22 protein-coding genes are annotated in these 19,160 nt (G+C 70.5%); 12 read left to right on the top strand and 10 right to left on the bottom strand.

The window, feature by feature from the left end; genetic code table 11:
- The first annotated feature begins 36 nt into the window (after window positions 1-36).
- Complete coding sequence (locus ACWEQG_RS33235; protein ID WP_452290871.1) at window positions 37-1,134, top strand: LacI family DNA-binding transcriptional regulator; 1,098 nt, start codon at window positions 37-39, stop codon at window positions 1,132-1,134.
- Here ACWEQG_RS33235 and ACWEQG_RS33230 read toward each other — a convergent pair.
- The 5 genes from ACWEQG_RS33230 to ACWEQG_RS33210 form a co-directional block, all read right to left on the bottom strand.
- Window positions 1,072-3,102: a beta-galactosidase gene (locus ACWEQG_RS33230; RefSeq protein WP_452290869.1), complete on the bottom strand. Its 2,031-nt coding sequence runs from the start codon at window positions 3,100-3,102 to the stop codon at window positions 1,072-1,074. The genes ACWEQG_RS33235 and ACWEQG_RS33230 overlap by 63 nt on opposite strands.
- 31 nt (window positions 3,103-3,133) lie before the next feature.
- The gene (locus tag ACWEQG_RS33225) at window positions 3,134-3,922 is read right to left on the bottom strand and encodes an SGNH/GDSL hydrolase family protein (RefSeq protein ID WP_452290867.1); all 789 of its coding nucleotides are present in this window, start codon (window positions 3,920-3,922) and stop codon (window positions 3,134-3,136) included.
- 204 nt (window positions 3,923-4,126) lie between these two features.
- A complete protein-coding gene (locus tag ACWEQG_RS33220; RefSeq protein WP_452290865.1) occupies window positions 4,127-5,440 on the bottom strand; it encodes an MFS transporter in 1,314 nt (437 codons plus the stop codon).
- Window positions 5,437-6,333: a polysaccharide deacetylase family protein gene (locus tag ACWEQG_RS33215; RefSeq protein WP_452290863.1), complete on the bottom strand. Its 897-nt coding sequence runs from the start codon at window positions 6,331-6,333 to the stop codon at window positions 5,437-5,439. Before ACWEQG_RS33215 ends, ACWEQG_RS33220 begins: the two co-directional genes overlap by 4 nt.
- Window positions 6,330-7,541, bottom strand: a complete 1,212-nt coding sequence (locus tag ACWEQG_RS33210) for an ROK family protein (RefSeq protein ID WP_452290861.1) — start codon at window positions 7,539-7,541, stop codon at window positions 6,330-6,332. Before ACWEQG_RS33210 ends, ACWEQG_RS33215 begins: the two co-directional genes overlap by 4 nt.
- Before the next feature lie 119 nt (window positions 7,542-7,660).
- Here ACWEQG_RS33210 and ACWEQG_RS33205 point away from each other — a divergent pair, with 119 nt between their 5' ends.
- From ACWEQG_RS33205 to ACWEQG_RS33180, 6 genes are all read left to right on the top strand, one after another.
- Window positions 7,661-8,740 (top strand): ADP-ribosylglycohydrolase family protein, encoded by a 1,080-nt coding sequence (locus ACWEQG_RS33205; protein WP_452290860.1) that lies wholly within the window; start codon window positions 7,661-7,663, stop codon window positions 8,738-8,740.
- 125 nt (window positions 8,741-8,865) lie between these two features.
- Entirely contained in the window at window positions 8,866-9,171 is a 306-nt protein-coding gene (locus ACWEQG_RS33200; protein ID WP_452290858.1) for a hypothetical protein, read from the top strand.
- Window positions 9,172-10,191: 1,020 nt separating this feature from the next.
- On the top strand, window positions 10,192-10,521 hold the full coding sequence (locus ACWEQG_RS33195; RefSeq protein WP_363472243.1) for an NPCBM/NEW2 domain-containing protein: 330 nt from the start codon (window positions 10,192-10,194) through the stop codon (window positions 10,519-10,521).
- A 133-nt stretch (window positions 10,522-10,654) separates the two neighbouring features.
- On the top strand, window positions 10,655-11,020 hold the full coding sequence (locus ACWEQG_RS33190; RefSeq protein WP_452290856.1) for a hypothetical protein: 366 nt from the start codon (window positions 10,655-10,657) through the stop codon (window positions 11,018-11,020).
- Window positions 11,021-11,094: 74 nt separating this feature from the next.
- Complete coding sequence (locus ACWEQG_RS33185; protein ID WP_452290854.1) at window positions 11,095-11,574, top strand: hypothetical protein; 480 nt, start codon at window positions 11,095-11,097, stop codon at window positions 11,572-11,574.
- A 209-nt stretch (window positions 11,575-11,783) separates the two neighbouring features.
- The gene (locus ACWEQG_RS33180) at window positions 11,784-11,972 is read left to right on the top strand and encodes a hypothetical protein (protein WP_452290852.1); all 189 of its coding nucleotides are present in this window, start codon (window positions 11,784-11,786) and stop codon (window positions 11,970-11,972) included.
- A gap of 194 nt (window positions 11,973-12,166) precedes the next feature.
- Here ACWEQG_RS33180 and ACWEQG_RS33175 read toward each other — a convergent pair whose 3' ends face one another.
- Both ACWEQG_RS33175 and ACWEQG_RS33170 read right to left on the bottom strand, forming a co-directional pair.
- Window positions 12,167-12,643: a hypothetical protein gene (locus ACWEQG_RS33175; RefSeq protein ID WP_452290850.1), complete on the bottom strand. Its 477-nt coding sequence runs from the start codon at window positions 12,641-12,643 to the stop codon at window positions 12,167-12,169.
- 78 nt (window positions 12,644-12,721) lie between these two features.
- The gene (locus tag ACWEQG_RS33170; protein WP_452290848.1) at window positions 12,722-13,243 is read right to left on the bottom strand and encodes a TIGR03086 family metal-binding protein; all 522 of its coding nucleotides are present in this window, start codon (window positions 13,241-13,243) and stop codon (window positions 12,722-12,724) included.
- A gap of 19 nt (window positions 13,244-13,262) precedes the next feature.
- Here ACWEQG_RS33170 and ACWEQG_RS33165 point away from each other — a divergent pair, with 19 nt between their 5' ends.
- Window positions 13,263-14,096 carry an AraC family transcriptional regulator gene (locus ACWEQG_RS33165; RefSeq protein ID WP_452290846.1) on the top strand — a complete coding sequence of 278 codons (834 nt, stop codon included), beginning with the start codon at window positions 13,263-13,265 and terminating at the stop codon, window positions 14,094-14,096.
- Between the two features lie 110 nt (window positions 14,097-14,206).
- On the opposite strand, the gene ACWEQG_RS33160 is transcribed toward ACWEQG_RS33165, so the two are convergent.
- Both ACWEQG_RS33160 and ACWEQG_RS33155 read right to left on the bottom strand, forming a co-directional pair.
- The gene (locus ACWEQG_RS33160; RefSeq protein WP_452290844.1) at window positions 14,207-14,830 is read right to left on the bottom strand and encodes an O-methyltransferase; all 624 of its coding nucleotides are present in this window, start codon (window positions 14,828-14,830) and stop codon (window positions 14,207-14,209) included.
- A 30-nt stretch (window positions 14,831-14,860) separates the two neighbouring features.
- The gene (locus ACWEQG_RS33155; RefSeq protein ID WP_452290842.1) at window positions 14,861-15,214 is read right to left on the bottom strand and encodes a hypothetical protein; all 354 of its coding nucleotides are present in this window, start codon (window positions 15,212-15,214) and stop codon (window positions 14,861-14,863) included.
- Window positions 15,215-15,389: 175 nt separating this feature from the next.
- Here ACWEQG_RS33155 and ACWEQG_RS33150 point away from each other — a divergent pair, with 175 nt between their 5' ends.
- From ACWEQG_RS33150 to ACWEQG_RS33135, 4 genes are read left to right on the top strand one after another with little or no spacing between them, the layout of a single operon-like run.
- Window positions 15,390-16,577, top strand: coding sequence for a thiolase family protein (locus tag ACWEQG_RS33150; protein WP_452290840.1), 1,188 nt, complete (start codon window positions 15,390-15,392; stop codon window positions 16,575-16,577).
- The gene (locus tag ACWEQG_RS33145; RefSeq protein ID WP_452290838.1) at window positions 16,574-17,251 is read left to right on the top strand and encodes a 3-oxoacid CoA-transferase subunit A; all 678 of its coding nucleotides are present in this window, start codon (window positions 16,574-16,576) and stop codon (window positions 17,249-17,251) included. The genes ACWEQG_RS33150 and ACWEQG_RS33145 overlap by 4 nt, the downstream gene beginning before the upstream one ends.
- Entirely contained in the window at window positions 17,248-17,940 is a 693-nt protein-coding gene (locus ACWEQG_RS33140) for a 3-oxoacid CoA-transferase subunit B (RefSeq protein ID WP_452290836.1), read from the top strand. The genes ACWEQG_RS33145 and ACWEQG_RS33140 overlap by 4 nt, the downstream gene beginning before the upstream one ends.
- Before the next feature lie 33 nt (window positions 17,941-17,973).
- Entirely contained in the window at window positions 17,974-18,720 is a 747-nt protein-coding gene (locus ACWEQG_RS33135) for an SDR family NAD(P)-dependent oxidoreductase (protein WP_452290834.1), read from the top strand.
- Between the two features lie 10 nt (window positions 18,721-18,730).
- Here ACWEQG_RS33135 and ACWEQG_RS33130 read toward each other — a convergent pair whose 3' ends face one another.
- Complete coding sequence (locus tag ACWEQG_RS33130; protein ID WP_452290832.1) at window positions 18,731-19,150, bottom strand: hypothetical protein; 420 nt, start codon at window positions 19,148-19,150, stop codon at window positions 18,731-18,733.
- Window positions 19,151-19,160 lie beyond the last annotated feature (10 nt).

Below are 19,160 nucleotides of genomic sequence, written 5' to 3'. Positions count from 1 at the left end.
AGTTTCGCGAAAATTTCGGAAACAGTGAGCGGAGCGATGACCAGCCCTTCTCCAGCCCGCGGCCCTCGCCCCACGACGATCGCGTCCATCGCCGCGGAGCTCGGCGTCTCGGTGACCACGGTCTCCAAGGTCCTCAACGGCCGCCCCGACGTGTCGCCCGAGACGCGCGAACGTGTCGAGGCCGGACTCGCCCGCCACCAGTACCGCCGCCGCCTCCGCCGCAGGCCGCTCAAGGGGCAGATCGACCTCGTCTTCCACGAGCTGAACTCCATGTGGTCGATGGAGATCATCCGAGGGGTCGACACCGTCGCCTCCGCCGCGCGGATCGAGGTCGTCCTGTCCCAGCTGAAGGGAGCGCACCGGCCACCGGAGGAGTGGCTGGACGGCGTGCTCGACCATCGGCCCCTCGGCGTGCTGTTCGTCATGTCCAGCCCGTCGCAGTCGCAGCAGCAGAAGCTGCGGCGGGCGCAGGTTCCGTTCGTCGTCGTCGACACCGACGGCGAGATCGCCGAGTCCGTGCCCGTGGTCGGCTCGAACAACTGGGACGGCGGCCTGCTCGCCACTCGTCATCTCCTGGAACTGGGCCACCGCCGCATCGCGGTCGTCTCCGGTCCGAAGGACGTGATGTGCAGCAGGGCACGGGTCGCCGGGTTCCGGGTCGCCCACGACGAGGCGGGGCTCACCGTCGACCCCGGCCTCGTCAGGTACGGCAACTTCTACGTCGACGCCGGATACGAGCACGCCATGGACCTGCTGTCGCGCCCCGACCGGCCGACCGCGATCTTCGCCGGGTCGGACCTGCAGGCGCTCGGCGTCCTGCGCGCGGCGCACCGGCTCGGCCTCGACATCCCCGGGGAGCTGTCGGTGGTCGGCTACGACAACGTGCCCGTCGCCGGCTGGGTCGAGCCGGCCCTCACCACGGTGGGCCAGCCGTTGTGCGACATGGCGACGGTCGCGGCCCAGATGCTGCTCGACCTGGCCCGCGGCGTGGAACCGGCCACGAGCAGGATCGACCTCGCCAACGAGCTCGTCGTGCGGGAGAGCACGGCCCCGCCGGGGGCCGGACCGCGCTCACGCCTGCCGCGCCCGCCGCACGACCGCCGCCCCGAGGGGCGGCAGGGTGATCTCCCCTGACGCCGGCCGGCCGGTGAGGAGGTCCGTGCCCCCGCTTTCCAGCGGGACGGTGACGGGCGCCCCGGAGTCGTGGTTGAGGAGGAAGAGGTATTCGTGCCGCTCGTCCTCGCGGACGGTGCACTCCAGGTGCGCGGGCAGCCCGTCGAAGCGGCCGGCCACGCCCGCCTCCCTCAGCTCGCCGATCAGCACCCGGTCGAAGGCGTCCCGATCCAGGAGGGTGGCGAAGTACACGACCCGGCCCGCTCCGTAGGCGTTCGCGACGACCGCGGCGCGCCCCCTGAGCAGCCCGTCGGCGTAGGTCGCCAGCGCGGTCCCGGTCTCCAGGTGGATGTCCTCGCGCCACCAGTCCGCCGTCGCCGTGCTCCCGTCGGCGAACTCGACGGCGAACCGCTCGCCGGGGCGCGCCGGCCAGTACTCGTCGATCTTCGCGCCGATGAGGCGCCGGAACGCGCCCGGATAGCCGTCCGGCCGGACCCGGTTGCACGCGTCCACGACACCCGAGAAGAAGGACATGACGACCGTCCCGCCGCGCCGGGCGAACTCGGTGACGGCGCCGGCGCCCTCGTCGTCCATCAGGTACGCGTTGGGCACGACCAGCACCTTGTAGCGCGACAGATCGCTGTGCGGCGACACGACGTCGACCGCGTGGTGGTGCTCCCACAGCGGCCGGTAGTGCCGCATGACGGTGTCCACATAGCTGAAGTCGTTGCGGGGCAGGCCCCACAGTTCCTCCAGCCCCCACCAGCCGTTCCAGTCGAACAGCACGGCGACCTCGGCGCGCGTGGTGGTTCCCGCGACGGGTGACAGCAGCCCGGCCTCGCGGCCGAGCTCGACGACCTCGCGGAATGTGCGCGAGTCCGGGCCGGAGTGCGGCAGCATCGCCGAGTGGAAGCGTTCGTGCCCGCCCCGGCCGGCCCGCCACTGGAAGAACATGACGGAGTCCGCGCCGCGGGAGACCGCCTGGAGCGAGCCGAGCCGCATCCGGCCGGGCTCCTTGACCACGTTGATCCGCCACTGGCTGACCGCGCTCGCGGCCTGCTCCATCAGCAGCCACGGCCGGCCGCCCTTGAGCGAGCGGAACAGGTCGAACTGGAAGGCCGCCGAGACGTGCGCGTCCGGGTCGGCGGGGTCGGGGTAGATGTCCAGGGCCGCCGCGTCCTCCTCCGGCGCCCATCTCCAGTAGTCGGCGTGCCGGTAGAAGCGCATGAAGTTGGTGACGACCGGGATGTCGTCGCGGAATGACCGGACGATGTCGCGCTCGGCGACGAAGCACTCCAGCAGGGCGTCGGAGGTGAAGCGCTTGAAGTCCAGGATGCGGCCGGGGTTCATCCAGGTGCGCGGCACGGCCGGCGCCTCGACCTGGTCCCAGTCGGTGTAGACCTGCCCCCAGAAGCGGGTGGTCCACGCCTCGTTGAGGGTCGCCAGATCGCCGTACCTGCGCTCGAGCCAGCGCCGGAAGCCGGCCGAAGCGGCCTCGTTGTACGCCGTGGGACCGTACTCGTTGCTGATGTGCCACATCGCCAGCGCCGGGTGGAAGGAGTAGCGCTCGGCCAGCCGGGTGGTGATGGCCGCCGCGTGCTCCCGGTAGATCGGCGACGAGGGGTCGTAGTGCAGTCGGTTGCCGAAACCGAACCGCTCGCCGTCGGCCATGACCGGCAGGACCTCGGGATGCCGCTGGGACAGCCAGGCCGGCGGCGCGGCGGTGGGGGTGGCGAGGTTGACGGCGATCCCGTTCTCGTGGAGCAGGTCCATGACCTCGTCGAGCCAGCCGAACTCGTACTTCCCCGGCTCCGGTTCGAGCGACGCCCACGCGAAGACGCCGAGCGACACGAGGTTCACCCCCGCCGCGCGCATGAGCCGGACGTCCTCCCGCCACACGGCCGGATCCCACTGCTCGGGGTTGTAGTCCCCGCCGTACGCCAGGCCGCCGAGGCGGTCCCGGAGGGCGCGCATGCGAGCGTCTGTCATCGGGAGCTCCTGTGCGGGGGTCATCAGGTCGTCACCGGGGCCGCGGACCGGCGGGACCAGTGGACGTCACGGGCCGGCGCAGCGTGGGACTGGGGGTGGGGCCGGGGGCGCCGTCGCTCAGGCTGCCGGGCACGGAACGCAGGGCGTCGTACCAGACCGTGGCCATCTTGGCGTAGCCGGCGGCGTTGGGGTGGACGCCGTCGGCCAGGTCGGCGGTGGTGAGCGCGCCGTACATGTCGACCAGGTGGACGCGGCGCCCGGCGGCCGCCCTGGCCCGCACCATGCCGGGGATCGCCGCGTTGAACGAGCGGACGGTCGCGTCGGCGCCGGACAGCGGGATGATCGTCGCCACGAACACCTCGGCCTCCGGGGAGGTGGCGGTGATGCGGTCGATCAGGGTGGCCAGGCGGGAGGACGCGCCGTTCGGGTTCTGGTAGACGTCGTTGGTCCCGATGTGCAGCAGGACCGTACGCGGTGTGTGAGTACGCAGCCGGCTCACGATTCCGGCGTCGATCTCGTCGCTGCGCAGGCCGGAGTGGCCCTCGTGGTCGTGGTCGCCCAGGCTCGCGGGCCCGTTGGACATCGACCCCACGAAGTCGACCCGGTGCCCGCCGGCCGTCAGCTTCCGCCACAGGTCGATCCGGTAGCCGCCGGGCACGGTGAAACCATCGGTGATCGAGTCGCCGAGCGGCATCACCCGCACTCCCCCGTTGGACTCCGCGACGGCCGCGCCGGTGGCGGACAGCGTCCCCATCACCGGCACCGGGAGCGCCGCCAGGACCGCCGCCAGCCCGATCACCAGGCGCGGCATCCTCACCATGGGCATCCCCGTTCCGTGCCGGCGTGCGGGGCGCCGGACGCTCCGCATCCGAGCTGCGCGTCAGCGCTCCTGAGGGACGATGAACTGTCATCACGTTCACCGCACAGTGACGCCGTCAAGTCTGGGGATTCATCCGGATGGAGTAAAGGGGGGGCCGAAAGCATCCGGACGAGTGGTCACATCTTCCGGGCCGATTTTTCCTGGTCAGTTCTCCGCCGGGACGAGGGCGCTTCCGTCGCCGCGGCCGGCACCCGTCCGCAGCGGGTAGAGCAGGAAGCAGCCGAAGGCCACCGCGAGCACCGCCAGGGGCACCAGGCCCATCATCAGCCGGACCCCCGTGACAACGGAGTCCGGCTGGACCGCGGCCCCGTTGCGATATCCCGAGCGGGCCAGCACGACGGTGATGATCACCGCCTGCAGGGACACCGCCCAGCGGACGATGAACCCGTTCATCCCGAAATACATCCCCTCACGCCGGGCGCCCGTCCTGCGCTCGTCGTCGTCGATCACCTCGGCGAGCAGGATCTCCAGGAGGACCAGCATGCCCGCGATCCCGACTCCCACCGCGGCCCCGGTGACCGCCGCGAGGGCGAGGGTCCCGACGAGCAGGAACGGCACGAGCGCCACGCCGTACACGACGATCGCGGCGAGGATCGCCCGCCGCGGGCCGAGGCGGGTGGTGACCCGGCTCCACACGTAGACCATCGGGATCGCGGTGACGAACACCGCGCCCAGGATGACGGTGTTGGCGGAGTCGGCCTCGCCCAGGGCGTACTTCGTGAAGAACGGGATGCCCGCCTGCAGCAGGGCGAACGTGAGCTGCAGCAGGAAGCTGCCCGTGACGTAGGTGACGAAGGCGCGGTTGGCGAGGGTGTGGCGGAGCGCGGTGAGGAACCCGAACCTCTCGCGTTCCAGGTGGGTTCGCTCGGCCGAGCCGCGCAGCGACAGCGCGAAGAAGGCCAGCGCGACGACGCCGAAGGACACGCCCATCGCGGCCCATCCGATCGCGCCGTACAGCAGGGGCGCGGCGGCGACGCCGACGATCATGCCGACGATGGCGAACATCTGCCGCCACGACGCGGCGGCGGCCCGCTCGGCGATGGTGGTGAACATCTCGGGGAACAGCGCCACGTAGTTCAGGACCACGACGACGAACAGCACGTCGTAGACGAGGACCGCGATGAGGAAATACCAGAACCTCGGGGTCGCGCCGTCCACCAGCGGGATCCAGATCATGGTGAACGCCGCGGCCAGCGGCGCCATCCCGATCGCGATGTACGGCACCCGCCTGCCCCAGCGCGTGCGCGTCCGGTCGGAGACGTGCCCGACGAGCGGGTTGAGCACCGCGTTGACGATGCCGTGGATCACCATGGCGACGCCGATGAGCGACGGGTCGACGCCCAGGTGGTCCACGTAGTAGAAGGTGGCGAAGGTCGCGAACGCCTGGCTGAGCAGGTTGACCGACAGGTTGCCCGCGCCGTACGCCAGCACCTGACCGCGCCTCGTCGAGCCCGTCATCGGGTTCTCTGCAGCGTGCGCAGGTCGGACCAGCCGATGAGCCGGACGCCCTCTTCCTCGATGGCGCGGCGGACCTCCGGATCGGTGAACAGACGCAGCTCCATGCCGCGTTTCGCGTGGTGCGGCATGATCTGCCGGAGCTCGCCGGTGTCCTCGAACGGGTGGATGTAGATCTCGGTGACCCCGGGGCGCAACGCCCGGATCAGGCCGGCCATGTCGTCCCGGACCGTTTCGTACGCCTCCCCCTCGGCCAGTTCGAAGGGCAGCGTCCACAGCCGGTCGAGGATCACCACGCCCGCCGCGTCGGCGGCCTCGGCCCTGGCCCGCGCGAACGGCTCCAGTTCCTCCGGCAGGCCCATGCCGTCGAGGGTCCGGGGCAGCCGGAACGGCAGGCCGTGCTCGGCGCACGCCGCGAAGACCACGTCGAGGAAGTCCCTGCCCGTGGCCAGGCCGTACAGGCTGCCCATGTGGTTGTCGGCGTGCGACGGGTCGAGGCCGAGGGCGACGGCCCTGCGGATCTGCGCGTCGATCTCCGCGCGGACCTCCTCGGGGTCGGCCCGCTCCTCCACCGTGCGGGAGTCGGCCGGAAAGTAGCCGGCGTCGTCCACGAGCGAGGGCACCGCGCGGTCGCGGGTCACCGGCCCCCACCGGTATCCCTCCCACTCGCTGGTGAACGTCAGGTGGACGCCGACGTCGTAGCCGCCCGCGACAGCCGTACGGACCGCGTCGGGGGCCCACGGGCACGGCGTCATGACGGTCGCCGAGCTGATGGCGCGGGCGGCGAGCAGGGAGCTGATGCCGGTGTTCGCCGCCCGGCACATGCCGTAGTCGTCGGCGTTCACGATCAGCAGCCGGTCCTCCGGCCCGGCGCCGAGCCGTTGCGCGAGGTTCACGTGATGTCCCCTTTCCCGGATTCGGCGGGGCCGCCGAGGTCCGTGTCGTACGGCCGCCCGCCGGTGACGGCGGCGAAGGCGCGTTCCCGCGCCCGATGGCGGGCCAGCCAGGCCGCGCCGCGCAGCACCGCGTCCTCGGGGACGCCGCTCCCGATGATCCTGATCGGCAGCGGCGCGGCGTCCCTGGCCAGGTGACGACGGATGCGGCCGAGCAGCAGGTCGGCGCTGGCGCCGAACGCGCCGCCGAGCACGAACAGCTCCGGCTCGATCACCAGGGCGATCGAGGCCGCCACGTGGGCGATCCTGCGGGCGGTCGCGTCGACGACCGCCAGCGCCCTCTCGTCGCCGCCCCTGGCGCGTTCGAAGATCTCGCGCGGGGACGGGCTGCCCTCGATGCCGGCCCGCCTGGCCTGTTCGGCGATGCGGCGGGCGCCGATCACCTCGGTGCCGAGCTCGGTGGCGGGATGGGGCAGGAACCCGACCTCGCCCGCTCCCCCGGCGAATCCTCGATGGAGACGGCCGCCGAGCACGATCCCGGCGCCGAGGCCGACCCCTGCGCCGAGCAGCACGAAGTCGGCCACGTCCGCGCACGAGCCGAACCGCTGCTCGGCGACGGCGGCGAGGTTGACGTCGTTCTCCAGCAGCAGGGGGACGGGCAGGTCGCGCTCGATGGCCTCGGCCAGGCCGAGGCCGCCCTGCGGCAGCCCGTACGCCCGCCTGACCGTGCGGCCGTCACGCGCCACGACCGCGGGCACGCCGACGACGGCCTGGCCGACGGCGTCCGGCGCGGTCCCGGCCCGCTCGGCGCACTCGGCGGCGAGCGCCGCCACCGTCGCCGCCGTGTCGGCCACCTTGCGTCGCGGCGCCCGCGTCTCGGCCCGGGCCAGCACCTCCCCCGCCGCGTCGACGAGGACGGCGCGGACGCGCAGGTGGCCGACGTCCACGCCGAGACCCAACGCGCAGCGCGGGGCGATCCGGTAGAGGGTCGCGGCGGGCCCGCGGCGGGTGGTGTCGGCGCCCGCCTCCTCGACGACCCGGAGCGTGAGAAGCTCGCGCAGCGCCTGGGCGACGGTGGTCTTGGACAGGCCCGTCGCCCTGGTGATCTCCGGCCGGCCCAGCGGCCCCTCGCGGTCGACCACGTCGAGCACGGCGCGGGCGTTGATCGACCGGAGCAGGCCCTGCGGCCCGGCCAGGTAGTTCCCGCTCACGCTCACCCCGCGTTCCGGCCCGAGTAGGCCGGAAAGTTTCCTACTCGAGGTGAGCACCGTTTCTATCCGATCCGCGATGTCGCGACAAGAGGGTCGGTTTTGACGCTACGGTGCGAGTTGTGAGCGATGTTCCGTTCGGTGCACGGGTGCGCGGCTGTCTGCTGGGCGGGGCGATCGGCGACGCCCTCGGCGCCCCCGTCGAGTTCGACTCGATCGCCGCGATCCGCCGCGATCACGGTGAAGCGGGGTTGACCGACCTCGCACCCAATTGGAACGGCAGGACCGGCCTGGTCACCGACGACACCCAGATGACGCTGTTCACCGTCGAGGGGCTGATCCGCGCCCACGTACGCGCCGGGGAGAGAGGCATCGGCGGCGGCGAGGTGCAGGTGGTGCGCCACGCCTACCTGCGCTGGCTGGACACCCAGGAGCACCGCGTGCCGCCGCCCGAGGACGGCCTCGTGCGCACCGGGCGGCTGCGCGAGCAGGCCTGGCTGTACTTCCGCCGCGCGCCCGGCAACGCCTGCCTGTCCGGGCTGCGCGCGGGCCCCGGCCCGCTCGCCGCCCCCGGCATGCCCGGAGCGGTCAATCCCGGTTCGAAGGGCTGCGGCACCGTCATGCGTTCCGCCCCCTTCGGACTGGCCACTCGCGATCCGCGCGAGGCCTTCACGCTCGCGGCCGACTGCGCGCAGATCACGCACGGACACCCCACCGGCTATCTGGCGGCCGGGGCCTTCGCCGCGCTGATCTGCTTCCTGGCCCAGGACGCGCCGCTCGCGGAGGCCGTCAACGACGCCCTCGCACTGCTCGCCGAGCGGCCCGCGCACGAGGAGACCACCGCCGCCATGGAGGCGGCGGTCGCGCTGACCGGTACGGCGGAGCCGTCGCCCGAGGCGGTGGAGACGCTCGGCGGCGGATGGGTGGCGGAGGAGGCGCTCGCGATCGCGGCCTACTGCGCGCTGGTGAGCGGCGACGACATCGAGCGGGCGCTGCTGCTCGCGGTCAACCACTCCGGCGACAGCGACTCGACCGGCTCCCTCTGCGGCAACCTGCTCGGCACGGTGCACGGAGAGCCGGCGCTGCCGGGGCGCTGGCTGTCCCGGCTGGAGGGCAGGGACACCGTCGTCGAGCTCGCCGACGACTTCACCACCGCGTTCACCGGCGGCCGCCTCTCTAACGACAAGTACCCCGGCTGCTGATCCGCACCGGGCACCGCGTCCGCGACGCTGTCGCCCGCCTCCGCGAGGAATGCGTTCCTCTGGATCGCACGCCCCAGCTCGGCATCGACCGGGCCAGACGAAGCCCGAGGAGACGACGCCAGGCCATGACCCTCATCACTCTGCGGCAGGCCGCGGACCGCTTCGACATCTCGCTCGCCGCCTTTCGCATAGTCGCGGCAGCGGGCCTGCTCCCTGTGGCCGGTCATCCAGGCGCAACGCCGGTCATCCCTGAGGATGCGGCGCGGCGCATCGCTGATCGCTCTCACGTGACAGCGCACCTCCTTCTGTCAGCGTCCGCGAGTACGAACACCGTCGCGGTACTGCGGATCCACGTGGCGAAGCCGGCCCGAGACGAGGACCGGCCCTACATCGGCTTCCATGCCGACCTGGCACCCGAGCACCTGCTATGAGCGCTCCGCGGCTGATGGGTGGGCAATCCACAGAAGATCGCGCGGGCCGGCGTTCTGCCCGTGACACTCGGCGGCTTCGTCGTGGCGGTGCTGACGGGACTGGGCGGCTGGGAAAGCAAGCTGCCCGGGCGACGGGTTGATACGTCACCGATTCGATGTACGGCTCGCCGGCTACATCACCGACCTCGACGCCCCCGTCAACGCGGTCCGGAGCGGCTCACCCGAGGACCTGCGAATCGCCGATCTCGTTCTCGGCAGGCGGCTCAGATCCACCTCGGACGGACCGATCGCCTATGTGACCTCATCGGCGCGCACGTCGTGACGCTGGACTTCCGCGTGTAGCAGCACATCGCCGAGGGCCAGGCGTACGTGCTCAGCGAGTTCGTGGCCGGCGGGTGCCTCGCACCGAGACCCTTCTAGACCCGCACCAGATAACAGTGACCATATGGGTCACCATGTCCATCGGCTCAATCATCTCCCGCGCCTCGGCGCATGTGATCGGCGCGGGCGAGGCAGGCCAGTGAACGCCAAGCCCTTCCTTTGGTGAAACGTTCGCAGGCATGAATCTATGCTCCTGCAAAATCACAACTGCCCGCCTGGACCTCTCTCGTTATCTCTTGGTCGGATAGAGCTGTGGCTCCAGATAGCGGGCAGGGACCTACGACTGGCGCCGAACCGGACGGCGCACGAATAAAAAGTCGCGCTGCCCGCGAGCGATCGCGGCAGGCGCACAGCCGGATCCCCTGCCAACAGGATGATTCGAGGCAGCCGTCACCCCGATGAAGGCACAGAGTGATGTTGAATATGTTTGATCGTCGTAAATCAGCGCGGGTCGCGCTAGCTCTCACACTTACAAATCCGCTGGCATCCGCCGCGGGCAGCTATACATGGCATTGCATTCCTGCCGCAGAAAATATCAACTACACCGCTCGCGAAAGCGCCCCACCCCCGATCCAGGACGTCCAATACCTAAGCACAATACAAGCAGTCACAGGGAGCCCTGTTGCGGAATCAGCAAATGTGAACGGGACGACATACCCCCAGAGCATAACACTGAAGCCGAACAGCCCATGGGAGGGCGCGAATCAAGCCGAATACGACCTTTCCAGAGCATGGCAGACGCTGAAAGCCACGGTTGGTGTACAAGATGACGCTCCAGCCGACGCCAAAGCTCTCGTCGAGGTCTACGGCGACGACACCTTGCTGTACCACAACCAACTCGGCCTCGGCGAGGCCGATACCATTCGAGTCAGCATCGGCAACGTACTGCGGCTCAAACTCAAGACAACGTGGATATCGGGCGACAGAGTCTACAGCGTGGTCTGGGGAGACGCGGCGCTGGAGAAATAAACATGCCGTCTTCAGAGTTGCGCGGAGCGCCGACTCCCGGCGCGTGGCCCCAGGCCACGAGAATACCGGGGCCCCGCAAGAGACGCCCCCATCCTCATCCTTAACCACATCAGAATCGAACAGAGGAACAGAAATGCACTACAACGGACAGTCCGTCGTTCTCGGATCGGCCCTGCTCGCGGCCGTATCGCTCGGGCCTACAACAGCGCAAGCCGTGGCAGCCCCATCGGGGGAGAACCAGACTCTCGTCGCCGGCCCACAAATCGAGACGGACGACTACTCGCCCTATCAGGAGGGCTACGAGAAGGGAACGCCGGAAGGCTACAAGGCCGGCGCGTCACAGGCATATAATAAATGCGATTACGATTGGGGAAAGGGCCGCCTTGACCCGAGCGCCAGCAAAGATGCTTACGGGCTAGGATATGCCGAGGCCTACAATAAAGAGTACGATAAGGGGTTCCAGGAGGGTCAGGCAAAATACTGCACGCCTCCGGGATAACAGCTACGGCCGAGATGCAGCACTCATACGCCGATCGGCAAGCACCTTTCTGCCTGCTTCGAGTGGGCCCTCACGTGACCATTGGTCTCGACCCTACAGTTCACACATGGCAGTCGAAGAAAGTTCATGCGATGCCTGAACTTATACGCTTCATCGTCCTGGCCTTCGCGATGCTCACCGGCGCCGCCTCCTTGCCGGCCGCACATACAAGCGAAATCGTCCTCGGTCGCGAAAGTCAGACACAGGCATACGCGAACACCGACGATCCATCCGGCAGATGGAATGGGACCTGCACGAAATTCTCAACAGGAGCCACCTGGGACGCCCAGGTCGTCATTCACGACGATGGTACTTATATATGGACGAGCACCTTCCCGGCGACGAGCGATAATCCGGGTTGGACCACCACCGGCACCGGTCGGGTCGACCGCACCTCGGGGCAGTTGAGGGAGAATGAAAACAAAAGCAGAACGCACATCTACTCGGTACTCGGCAATCGCATGCATGTGATTTCAGACATGTCAGAGTGCTGGTTCACACGATCCGACACCTAGCGGGCCACTCAGCATGAGCTATGAGGGTAACCACGGTCGCTCATGATCTCGACACCCAGATCGACGACTCTACGGAACGTGAGATCCATTCAAGTACCGTGCTGGCGTGGAGTCCTCGCCTGGCGGCTGCTCGCGCGCAACTACGTCACCCTCGACGCCCGACCGGCCGACGGCCCTCGTCTCTGGAGCAGTCCCCGCAGCACGAACCGGTGGAGCACGCGACATGGGCCCGTCCGGAGGCGGCGTTTGAACAGGCCGACCGACGCGCTCCGCTCGGCCAGGCCGCCCTCGCGCCCCGCCAGGCGCTGATCGTACGGCTGCGGTTCGGCCTTGACGGCACGGCGGAGCAGACCCGACGGCAGATCGCCGAGACGGTGGGGTTCCACACCAGTGGATGAGCCGGCTGGAGCGCGAGGCGCTGGCCCGCATGCATGATCACGACGTAGGCAGGACGATCGCCGCCTGGGCTGGGTGAGACACGGGAGCGGCCCAGGGCGCTGCCGCGCGCCGTATTCACCACGGCAGCGGGTCGGAGTGCCTATCTCGACCGCGGCGACGCGGAGGCCCGGGTGAACGAGGAGTTCTTCGCCGACTAGAGGAGTCGCTGCTCGCCATCCTGGACAGCAATCTGGTCCCGGTGATGTTCCGGATCAACGGCGTCCCCCACTTCGCCGCCCGGGCGGACGGCGACTGGGTGCTCGTTCCGGTGAAGAGGCTCTACCGTTTCCCCTCCCCCGTCACCAACCGGACGTTCAACTCGGTCTCCTTCGACTACGACGGCGGCGGCTACTCGAGCGGGAGGGGTTTCGAGTCCATCGCGGAGATCCGGCCGGGGCTCAACATCGCGTGGGAGGACTACTCGGACGAGGCCTGGGATCGGGAGATGACCCTCTCCCGCGAGCCCCTCCCCGAGTTCGCCGCCGGACATCTGCCGTACCGGTTCAGCGACCGCATCATCGCCGTCGCCCAGGGCGGGGAACACCGCTTCCCCGACGACCTCTGGGGCCCCGAGTGCGAGAAGTCCGAGGTCGAGACCAATCTGGGCGACGACGAGAAGTCGGAACCCCACGGCTCGGCTTCGAGCGTCACGACCCGGAAGGCGTACGCTTCCTGGCCACCCTGGGGCTGTCGCCGGACGGGACCGAAATCAGGGTGTCCAGGCCGGGTCCCGGCCGATGACGCCGAGCAGACGGTCGAACGGAGCGGCGTCGTCCGGGACCGCCACCGGCGGTCCGAACGCGCCGCGACGTCTGCCCATCTCCACCATGGTCTCGGTGAAGCCCAGGGCCCGTTCGACGGCCTCCGGGTCCGGCTCGTACTCCTGACCGGTGGCCCTGGCCAGGTCCCACCCGTGCACGACCATGTCGACGAGGTACATGTGGGCCAGCGTGGTCATCGGCATGCCCATGGCGGGGCTGGTCCCCTCCCACGCCTCCGGCCGCGACCAGGCGGCCAGCGCACGCCCCGCCCGCTCGGGGAAGTCGCCCGTGTAGGGTCCCTGCTCGACGCGCGGTCCCTTGCGAGCCAGCGACTCGAACAGCTCCGCCACCCACTCGAGGTGGTTGATCAGGTCCTTGACCTCGAACTTCTCGCAGGGCGTCAGGAGCCCGAGCTGCTCCTGCCGCACCGAGCGCACCAAGCCCGCGGTTCGTTCGGTGGTGCGCGTCATCAACGGCATCATCTCTCGCATGGCAGGCATCGTGCCGCGCCCGCCCGAGGCGCGGCTTGTAGAAACGCGACAGCGCGGCTGGGTGAACCCGTACGCCGGGCTCGACGCCTTCGACTTCGTCCGGCAGGCGCCGTCACCCGAGATCTCGGCGTACGTGGAGCACTTCTGGGTCGTCACGTGGACGGATCTCGGCGAGCCGTACGAACAGCGCATCATCTCGCATCCCACGGTGAACATGACGATCACCCGGGATTTCCACCGGATCGCGGGAGTGATCAAAGGCGGCTTCTCCTACACGATGCGGGGCAGCGGACGCGTGCTCGGCACCCGCTTCCGCCCGGGCGGGTTCCGGCCGTTCCTCGACGGCCCCGTATCACGGCTGTCCGGCCAGTTCGTAGAAATCGGCGAGATGTTCGGAGCGGCCGGCGCGGCCCTGGTCGAACGGGTCCTGGCCGAGCCCGATTCCCGGGCCGCCGTCGCGCTCGTAGAGACGTTCCTGCGGGGTCTGGGCCCGTCCGAGGATCCGCTGGCGGAGGAGGCCGCGGCCCTGGTGGCGATGGCCGAGGACGACACGTCCATAACCAGGGTCGACGAGCTGGCCGCCCGATCGGGGCGGTCGGTGCGCTCGCTGCAGCGGCTGTTCCGGGACTACGTCGGCGCCGGCCCCAAGTGGGTGATCCGCCGCTTCCGTCTGCACGAGGCCGCGGAGCGGATCCAGCAGGGCCTCGACCTCGCCACGCTGGCAGCCGAGCTCGGTTACACCGACCAGGCTCACCTGACGCGTGACTTCACCGCCGCCGTCGGGATGCCGCCTGCCGCCTACGCCCGGCTCAGCGGCCAGGTCGCGCGCTGATGCGGCCCGGACTTCGAAGGGCCTCAGCGGCGGCATCCGCCGGGAGCCACTACAACCGGACGCGGTTGCCCGCTACGAACCCCGCTGCCCAGCCCTGAACGCGAGCCGGCTCAGCGATCCGCCGTGCCGGACGTCTCGGGGAAGCGGCGGGTGGCGACGACCGCGGCCAGATCGGGCGCGAGCCGCAGCTCCGCCGCGTCCAGCCCCGGGTGGCCGAGCCAGTGCATGCGTGCCCGGTCGACGGCACCGTCGAAGCGCGGCGGCCAGTGCCGGGCCGGGGTCAGGTCGTCGACGACCAGCGTTCCTCCCGGTCTGAGCAGCCGGTGCGGATCGGCCGGCTCCGCACCGCTCTTGCCCTGGCCGCCGCCGTCGAGCACGAGCAGGTCGTACGGCCCGTCCCGGTGGATCTCCCGCCAGTCGCCGCAGATCACCGACACCTGCGGGTGATCGAGGAAGACCTGGGCCGCCAGGGAGGCTCGTCGGGCATCCCGTTCGACGCTGACCAGCCGGGCCCCAGGCCGGGCGCCCGACGCCAGCCAGGCCAGGCCCACCCCGCATCCGGTGCCGGTCTCACCGATCATCTCGGCGCCGGACGCCAGGGCGTACAGCAGGCGCCCCTGCTCAGGCCGGCAGGAGGGACCGAAGCCCGCCTGCCGCGCCGCCTCGACCGCGCGCCCGACCAGTGGAGGCAGTCCCGTGAGGCGGTCGTACGCCGCCGTGCCGTCGATCGACATCGCTCCAGGTTAGGACGACGGACGCCCGTCTCAGTAGGAACAGGCGCGGCGGGGCAGCTTACCGGACGCCTTGATGGTGACCGTCTTGTGGCGCGAGCTCTTCGGATCACTGATCCACATGGTCAGTCGCGGGTACTGGTGGGCGCACACCCTCTTCTCGCTCTTCTTCAGGTGCTTGAACCGGTAGATCACGCGCTTCCAGTTCTTCTCGGGGGTCTCGACCATCCATCCCTCGCCGCTCTGCATCTCTCCGAGGCAGTCGCGGACCCCCTGGCACGGGCTGCTGTACGTCGTCGCGGCGGCGGCAGGCCGGGCGGCCGGCACCTGCGCGACGAGCATGGTCAGGGCGACGGCCGCGCCCGCGGCGGCGAACTTCCTGGTCATGTGTGCTGTCCTCACGATGGTTGTCTCAAGGTCGGCCACAGCCTGGCGCGTCACCCTTGTGAGCCGCTTGGAGATCGTTTGCGGCCCGCACCGGTGGCGCGTCGACCGCATGGACTATGCTCGCAATGTTCGCAAAATGAACCGGCGTTCGCATAGCGAACAAGAAGGGATCGTCATGGGCTCGGCCTTCGTCTACGCCGCGGCGCGCACGCCGTTCGGCAGGTTCAACGGGGCACTCGCCGACGTCCGGCCGGACGACCTGGCGGCCACCGCGTTGCGCGGTGTGCTGGCCAAGCTGCCCGGGCTGGATCCGGCGGAGATCGGCGACGTGGTGTGGGGCAACGCCAACGGCGCGGGCGAGGACAACCGCAACGTGGGCCGGATGGCCGTGCTGCTGTCCGGGCTGCCGGTCACCGTGCCCGCAACCACGGTGAACCGGCTGTGCGGGTCGAGCCTGGACGCCGCCATGATCGGTTCCCGGACCGTCGAGAGCGGCGACGCCGACGTCGTCGTGACCGGTGGCGTGGAGTCGATGACGCGGGCCCCCTGGGTGCTGCCCAAACCGTCGCGAGCCTTCCCCGCCGGTGACGTGACGGCCGTGTCCACGACACTGGGCTGGCGCCTGGTGAACCCGCGGATGCCCAAGGAGTGGACCGTCTCCCTCGGCGAGGCCAACGAGCAGCTTCAGGAGCGCTTCGGGATCTCGCGCGAGCGGCAGGACGCCTTCGCCGCGCGGTCGCACGTGCTGGCCGACGCGGCCTGGAACGACGGCTTCTACGACGACCTGGTCGTCCCGATCGAGGGCGCCGCCCTGACCCGGGACGAGGGGATCAGACCCGGCACGACGCCGGAGATCCTCGCCGGGCTCAAGCCGGCCTTCCGTCCCGGCGGCACCATCACGGCCGGCAACGCCTCCCCGCTCAACGACGGCGCCTCCGCGGTCGTGCTCGGCTCGGAGGCCGCCGCCGGCCGGATCGGCGCGGACCCGATCGCCCGTGTCGCGGGCCGCGCCGCGTGCGCGCTCGAACCGCAGATGTTCGGGTACGCGCCGGTCGAGGCCGCCAACCAGGCGCTGCGCCGGGCCGGCATCGGCTGGGACGACGTCGGCGCCGTCGAGCTGAACGAGGCGTTCGCCGTCCAGTCGCTGGCGTGCCTGGACGCCTGGAAGGTCGATCCCGAAATCGTCAACACCAGAGGCGGCGCCATCGCCATCGGCCACCCGCTGGGCGCCTCCGGCGGGCGCGTCCTCGGCACGCTCGCCCACGTGCTGCGCGAACGCCGCCGGCGGTGGGGCGTGGCCGCCATCTGCATCGGCGTCGGCCAGGGCCTGGCCGTCGTCCTCGAGAACGTGAGCGCCTCATGACCGCCGTGTTCACCGACCCCGACGAGGCCGTGGCGGGCGTCGCGGACGGCTCCACCGTCCTGATCGGCGGTTTCGGCCTGGCCGGGATGCCCGTCGGGCTCATCGACGCGCTGATCCGGCAGGGCGCGACCGACCTGACCGTCGTCAGCAACAACGCGGGCAACGGCGACACCGGACTGGCGGCGCTGCTCGCCGCCGGGCGGGTGCGCAAGATGATCTGCTCGTTCCCCCGGCAAAGCGACTCGTGGGTGTTCGACGGCCTCTACCGTTCCGGGAAGATCGAGCTGGAGGTCGTCCCGCAGGGCACCCTGGCCGAGCGCATGCGCGCGGCCGGAGCCGGCATCGGCGCCTTCTACTGCCCCACCGGGGTCGGCACCCCGCTGGCCGAGGGCAAGGAGAGGCGCACCATCGACGGCCGCGACTACGTGCTGGAGTATCCGATCAGAGGGGACGTCGCCCTCATCGGCGCCCACGTCGGCGACCGGATGGGCAACCTCGTCTACCGCAAGACCGCCCGCAACTTCGGTCCCGTCATGGCGACCGCCGCGACGCTGACGATCGCGCAGGTGCACCACGTGGTCGAGACCGGCGGGCTGGACCCCGAGAGCGTGGTCACCCCGTGCATCTACGTCGACCGGATCCTGGACCTGAGCGCGACGGAGGGAAACCAGTGAGCACCGTGGAGCACCCGGACCGCGGCCCCCTCGCGCGCGACGAGCTCGCCGCGCGCGTCGCCCGGGACATCCCGCCCGGTTCCTTCGTGAACCTCGGCATCGGCCAGCCCACGATGGTCGCCGACCACCTCCCGGCCGCCTCCGGGGTCGTCCTGCACACCGAGAACGGCATGCTCGGCATGGGGCCCGCCGCCCACGGGGACGAGGTCGATCCCGATCTCATCAACGCCGGCAAGTTCCCGGTCACCGAGCTGCCGGGGGCGTCGTACTTCCACCACGCCGACTCCTTCGCGATGATGCGCGGCGGCCACCTCGACGTGTGCGTGCTCGGCGCGTTCCAGGTCTCCGGACGCGGCGACCTGGCCAACTGGCACACCGGCGCCCCCGACGCCATCCCCGCCGTGGGCGGCGCCATGGACCTGGCCACCGGCGCCAAGCAGGTGTTCGTCATGATGACCCTGTTCGCCAAGGACGGCACGCCCAAGCTCGTCCCCGAGTGCACCTATCCCCTCACCGGGCTCGCCTGCGTGAGCCGCCTCTACACCGACCGCGCCGTCTTCCACATCGGCCCCGAGGGCGTCACGGTGGCCGAGACGTACGGCACGAGCGTGGCCGAGCTCGCCTCCCGGCTGGAGGTCCCCCTGCGCACCCTCGACGCGACAGAAAGGACGGACCGGCTGACACCATGACAACCAGGACCGACCGGACGCTAGTCTCCTCCTGTGAGTGAGCGGGCAGTCCTCGTCACCGGCGCGTCGCGCGGCATCGGACGGGCGATCGCGGTGGCCTTCGCCGCCGCCGGCGACCGCGTCGCGATCCACCACCGCGGCTCCCCCGAACTCGCCGAACGGCTCCGTGCCGAGCTGCCCAGAGCGGGCCACGCCGTCGTCCGGGCCGACATCGCCGATCCCGGCGAGGCGCGGCGGATGGTCGAGGAGGCGGCGGCCGCCCTCGGCGGCATCGACGTGCTGGTGAACAACGCGGGGGTCTTCCCGCACCACCCGATCATGGAGACCTCGTACGAGGAGTGGCAGGCGGTGTGGCGCGAGACGCTGGCCGTCAATCTCGCCGGGCCGGCCAACGTCATCTGGAACGCCGTGCGGCACATGGCTCCCGGCGGCAGGATCGTCAACGTCTCCTCGCGCGGCGCCTTCCGCGGCGAGCCCGACAGTCCCGCGTACGGGGCGAGCAAGGCGGGCCTCAACGCACTGGGCCAATCGCTCGCCGTCGCCCTGGCGCCCCTCGGCATCGCGGTGGCGACCGTGGCGCCCGGCTTCGTCGAGACCGACATGACCGAGAGGCATCTCAAGGGGCCGCGAGGGGACGAGATCCGCGCCCAGAGCCCGTTCGGGAGAGTGGCGAGGCCCGAGGAGATCGCGGCCGCCGTCCTGTACCTGGCGTCACCGGCCGCCGAGTGGGCCAGCGGCGCGATCGTCGATCTCAACGGAGCCTCCTACCTGCGCAGCTGAGCCGAGACGGTCAGTCGGGCGCCCAGTATTTGACCAGGACCTTCTCCAGCCTGCTCACGACCGGTCGCCAGGTCGGGGGCAGCGTGTAGCGGGTGGCCCGGTGGCCCTTGTAGTTCAGGCGGTAGGCGAGGAAGTCGGCCCCCTGCGGCGGGGGCTCGGAGCGGCCGAGCCGCAGGTGCTTCAGCGAGCCGCGCAGGCCGCGCCACTCCGCGGCGGTCAGGCATTTGCGGACGGTGGGTCCGGTGCGGCGGCTCAGCACGGCGCAGCCGTCGGTGTAGACGGCCACGCGGTCACGCAGCCCGGCGAACCCGCCCTCCTCCCGCAACTCCACGACCAGCTTCCTGGGCGCCGTGACCGCCTCGGCGGGAGCCGTGACGGCCAGGACGGGCAGAGCCGCCAGCGGCAGCAACGCGATACGCGAAATCCTCATGCTCTCTATG

It is taken from the genome of Microbispora sp. NPDC004025 (genome assembly GCF_053604425.1).
This window is presented reverse-complemented; position numbering and strand designations above follow the sequence as displayed.

Bases quoted from the DNA above. Each gene is read 5' to 3' on its own strand.
- ACWEQG_RS33235 (WP_452290871.1), top strand. From the start codon at position 37: ATGACCAGCCCTTCTCCAGCCCGCGGCCCTCGCCCCACGACGATCGCG.
- ACWEQG_RS33230 (WP_452290869.1), bottom strand. From the start codon at position 3,102: ATGACAGACGCTCGCATGCGCGCCCTCCGGGACCGCCTCGGCGGCCTG.
- ACWEQG_RS33225 (WP_452290867.1), bottom strand. From the start codon at position 3,922: ATGGTGAGGATGCCGCGCCTGGTGATCGGGCTGGCGGCGGTCCTGGCG.
- ACWEQG_RS33220 (WP_452290865.1), bottom strand. From the start codon at position 5,440: ATGACGGGCTCGACGAGGCGCGGTCAGGTGCTGGCGTACGGCGCGGGC.
- ACWEQG_RS33200 (WP_452290858.1), top strand. From the start codon at position 8,866: ATGACCCTCATCACTCTGCGGCAGGCCGCGGACCGCTTCGACATCTCG.
- ACWEQG_RS33190 (WP_452290856.1), top strand. From the start codon at position 10,655: ATGCACTACAACGGACAGTCCGTCGTTCTCGGATCGGCCCTGCTCGCG.
- ACWEQG_RS33170 (WP_452290848.1), bottom strand. From the start codon at position 13,243: ATGACGCGCACCACCGAACGAACCGCGGGCTTGGTGCGCTCGGTGCGG.
- ACWEQG_RS33165 (WP_452290846.1), top strand. From the start codon at position 13,263: ATGGCAGGCATCGTGCCGCGCCCGCCCGAGGCGCGGCTTGTAGAAACG.
- ACWEQG_RS33160 (WP_452290844.1), bottom strand. From the start codon at position 14,830: ATGTCGATCGACGGCACGGCGGCGTACGACCGCCTCACGGGACTGCCT.
- ACWEQG_RS33155 (WP_452290842.1), bottom strand. From the start codon at position 15,214: ATGACCAGGAAGTTCGCCGCCGCGGGCGCGGCCGTCGCCCTGACCATG.
- ACWEQG_RS33150 (WP_452290840.1), top strand. From the start codon at position 15,390: ATGGGCTCGGCCTTCGTCTACGCCGCGGCGCGCACGCCGTTCGGCAGG.
- ACWEQG_RS33145 (WP_452290838.1), top strand. From the start codon at position 16,574: ATGACCGCCGTGTTCACCGACCCCGACGAGGCCGTGGCGGGCGTCGCG.
- ACWEQG_RS33130 (WP_452290832.1), bottom strand. From the start codon at position 19,150: ATGAGGATTTCGCGTATCGCGTTGCTGCCGCTGGCGGCTCTGCCCGTC.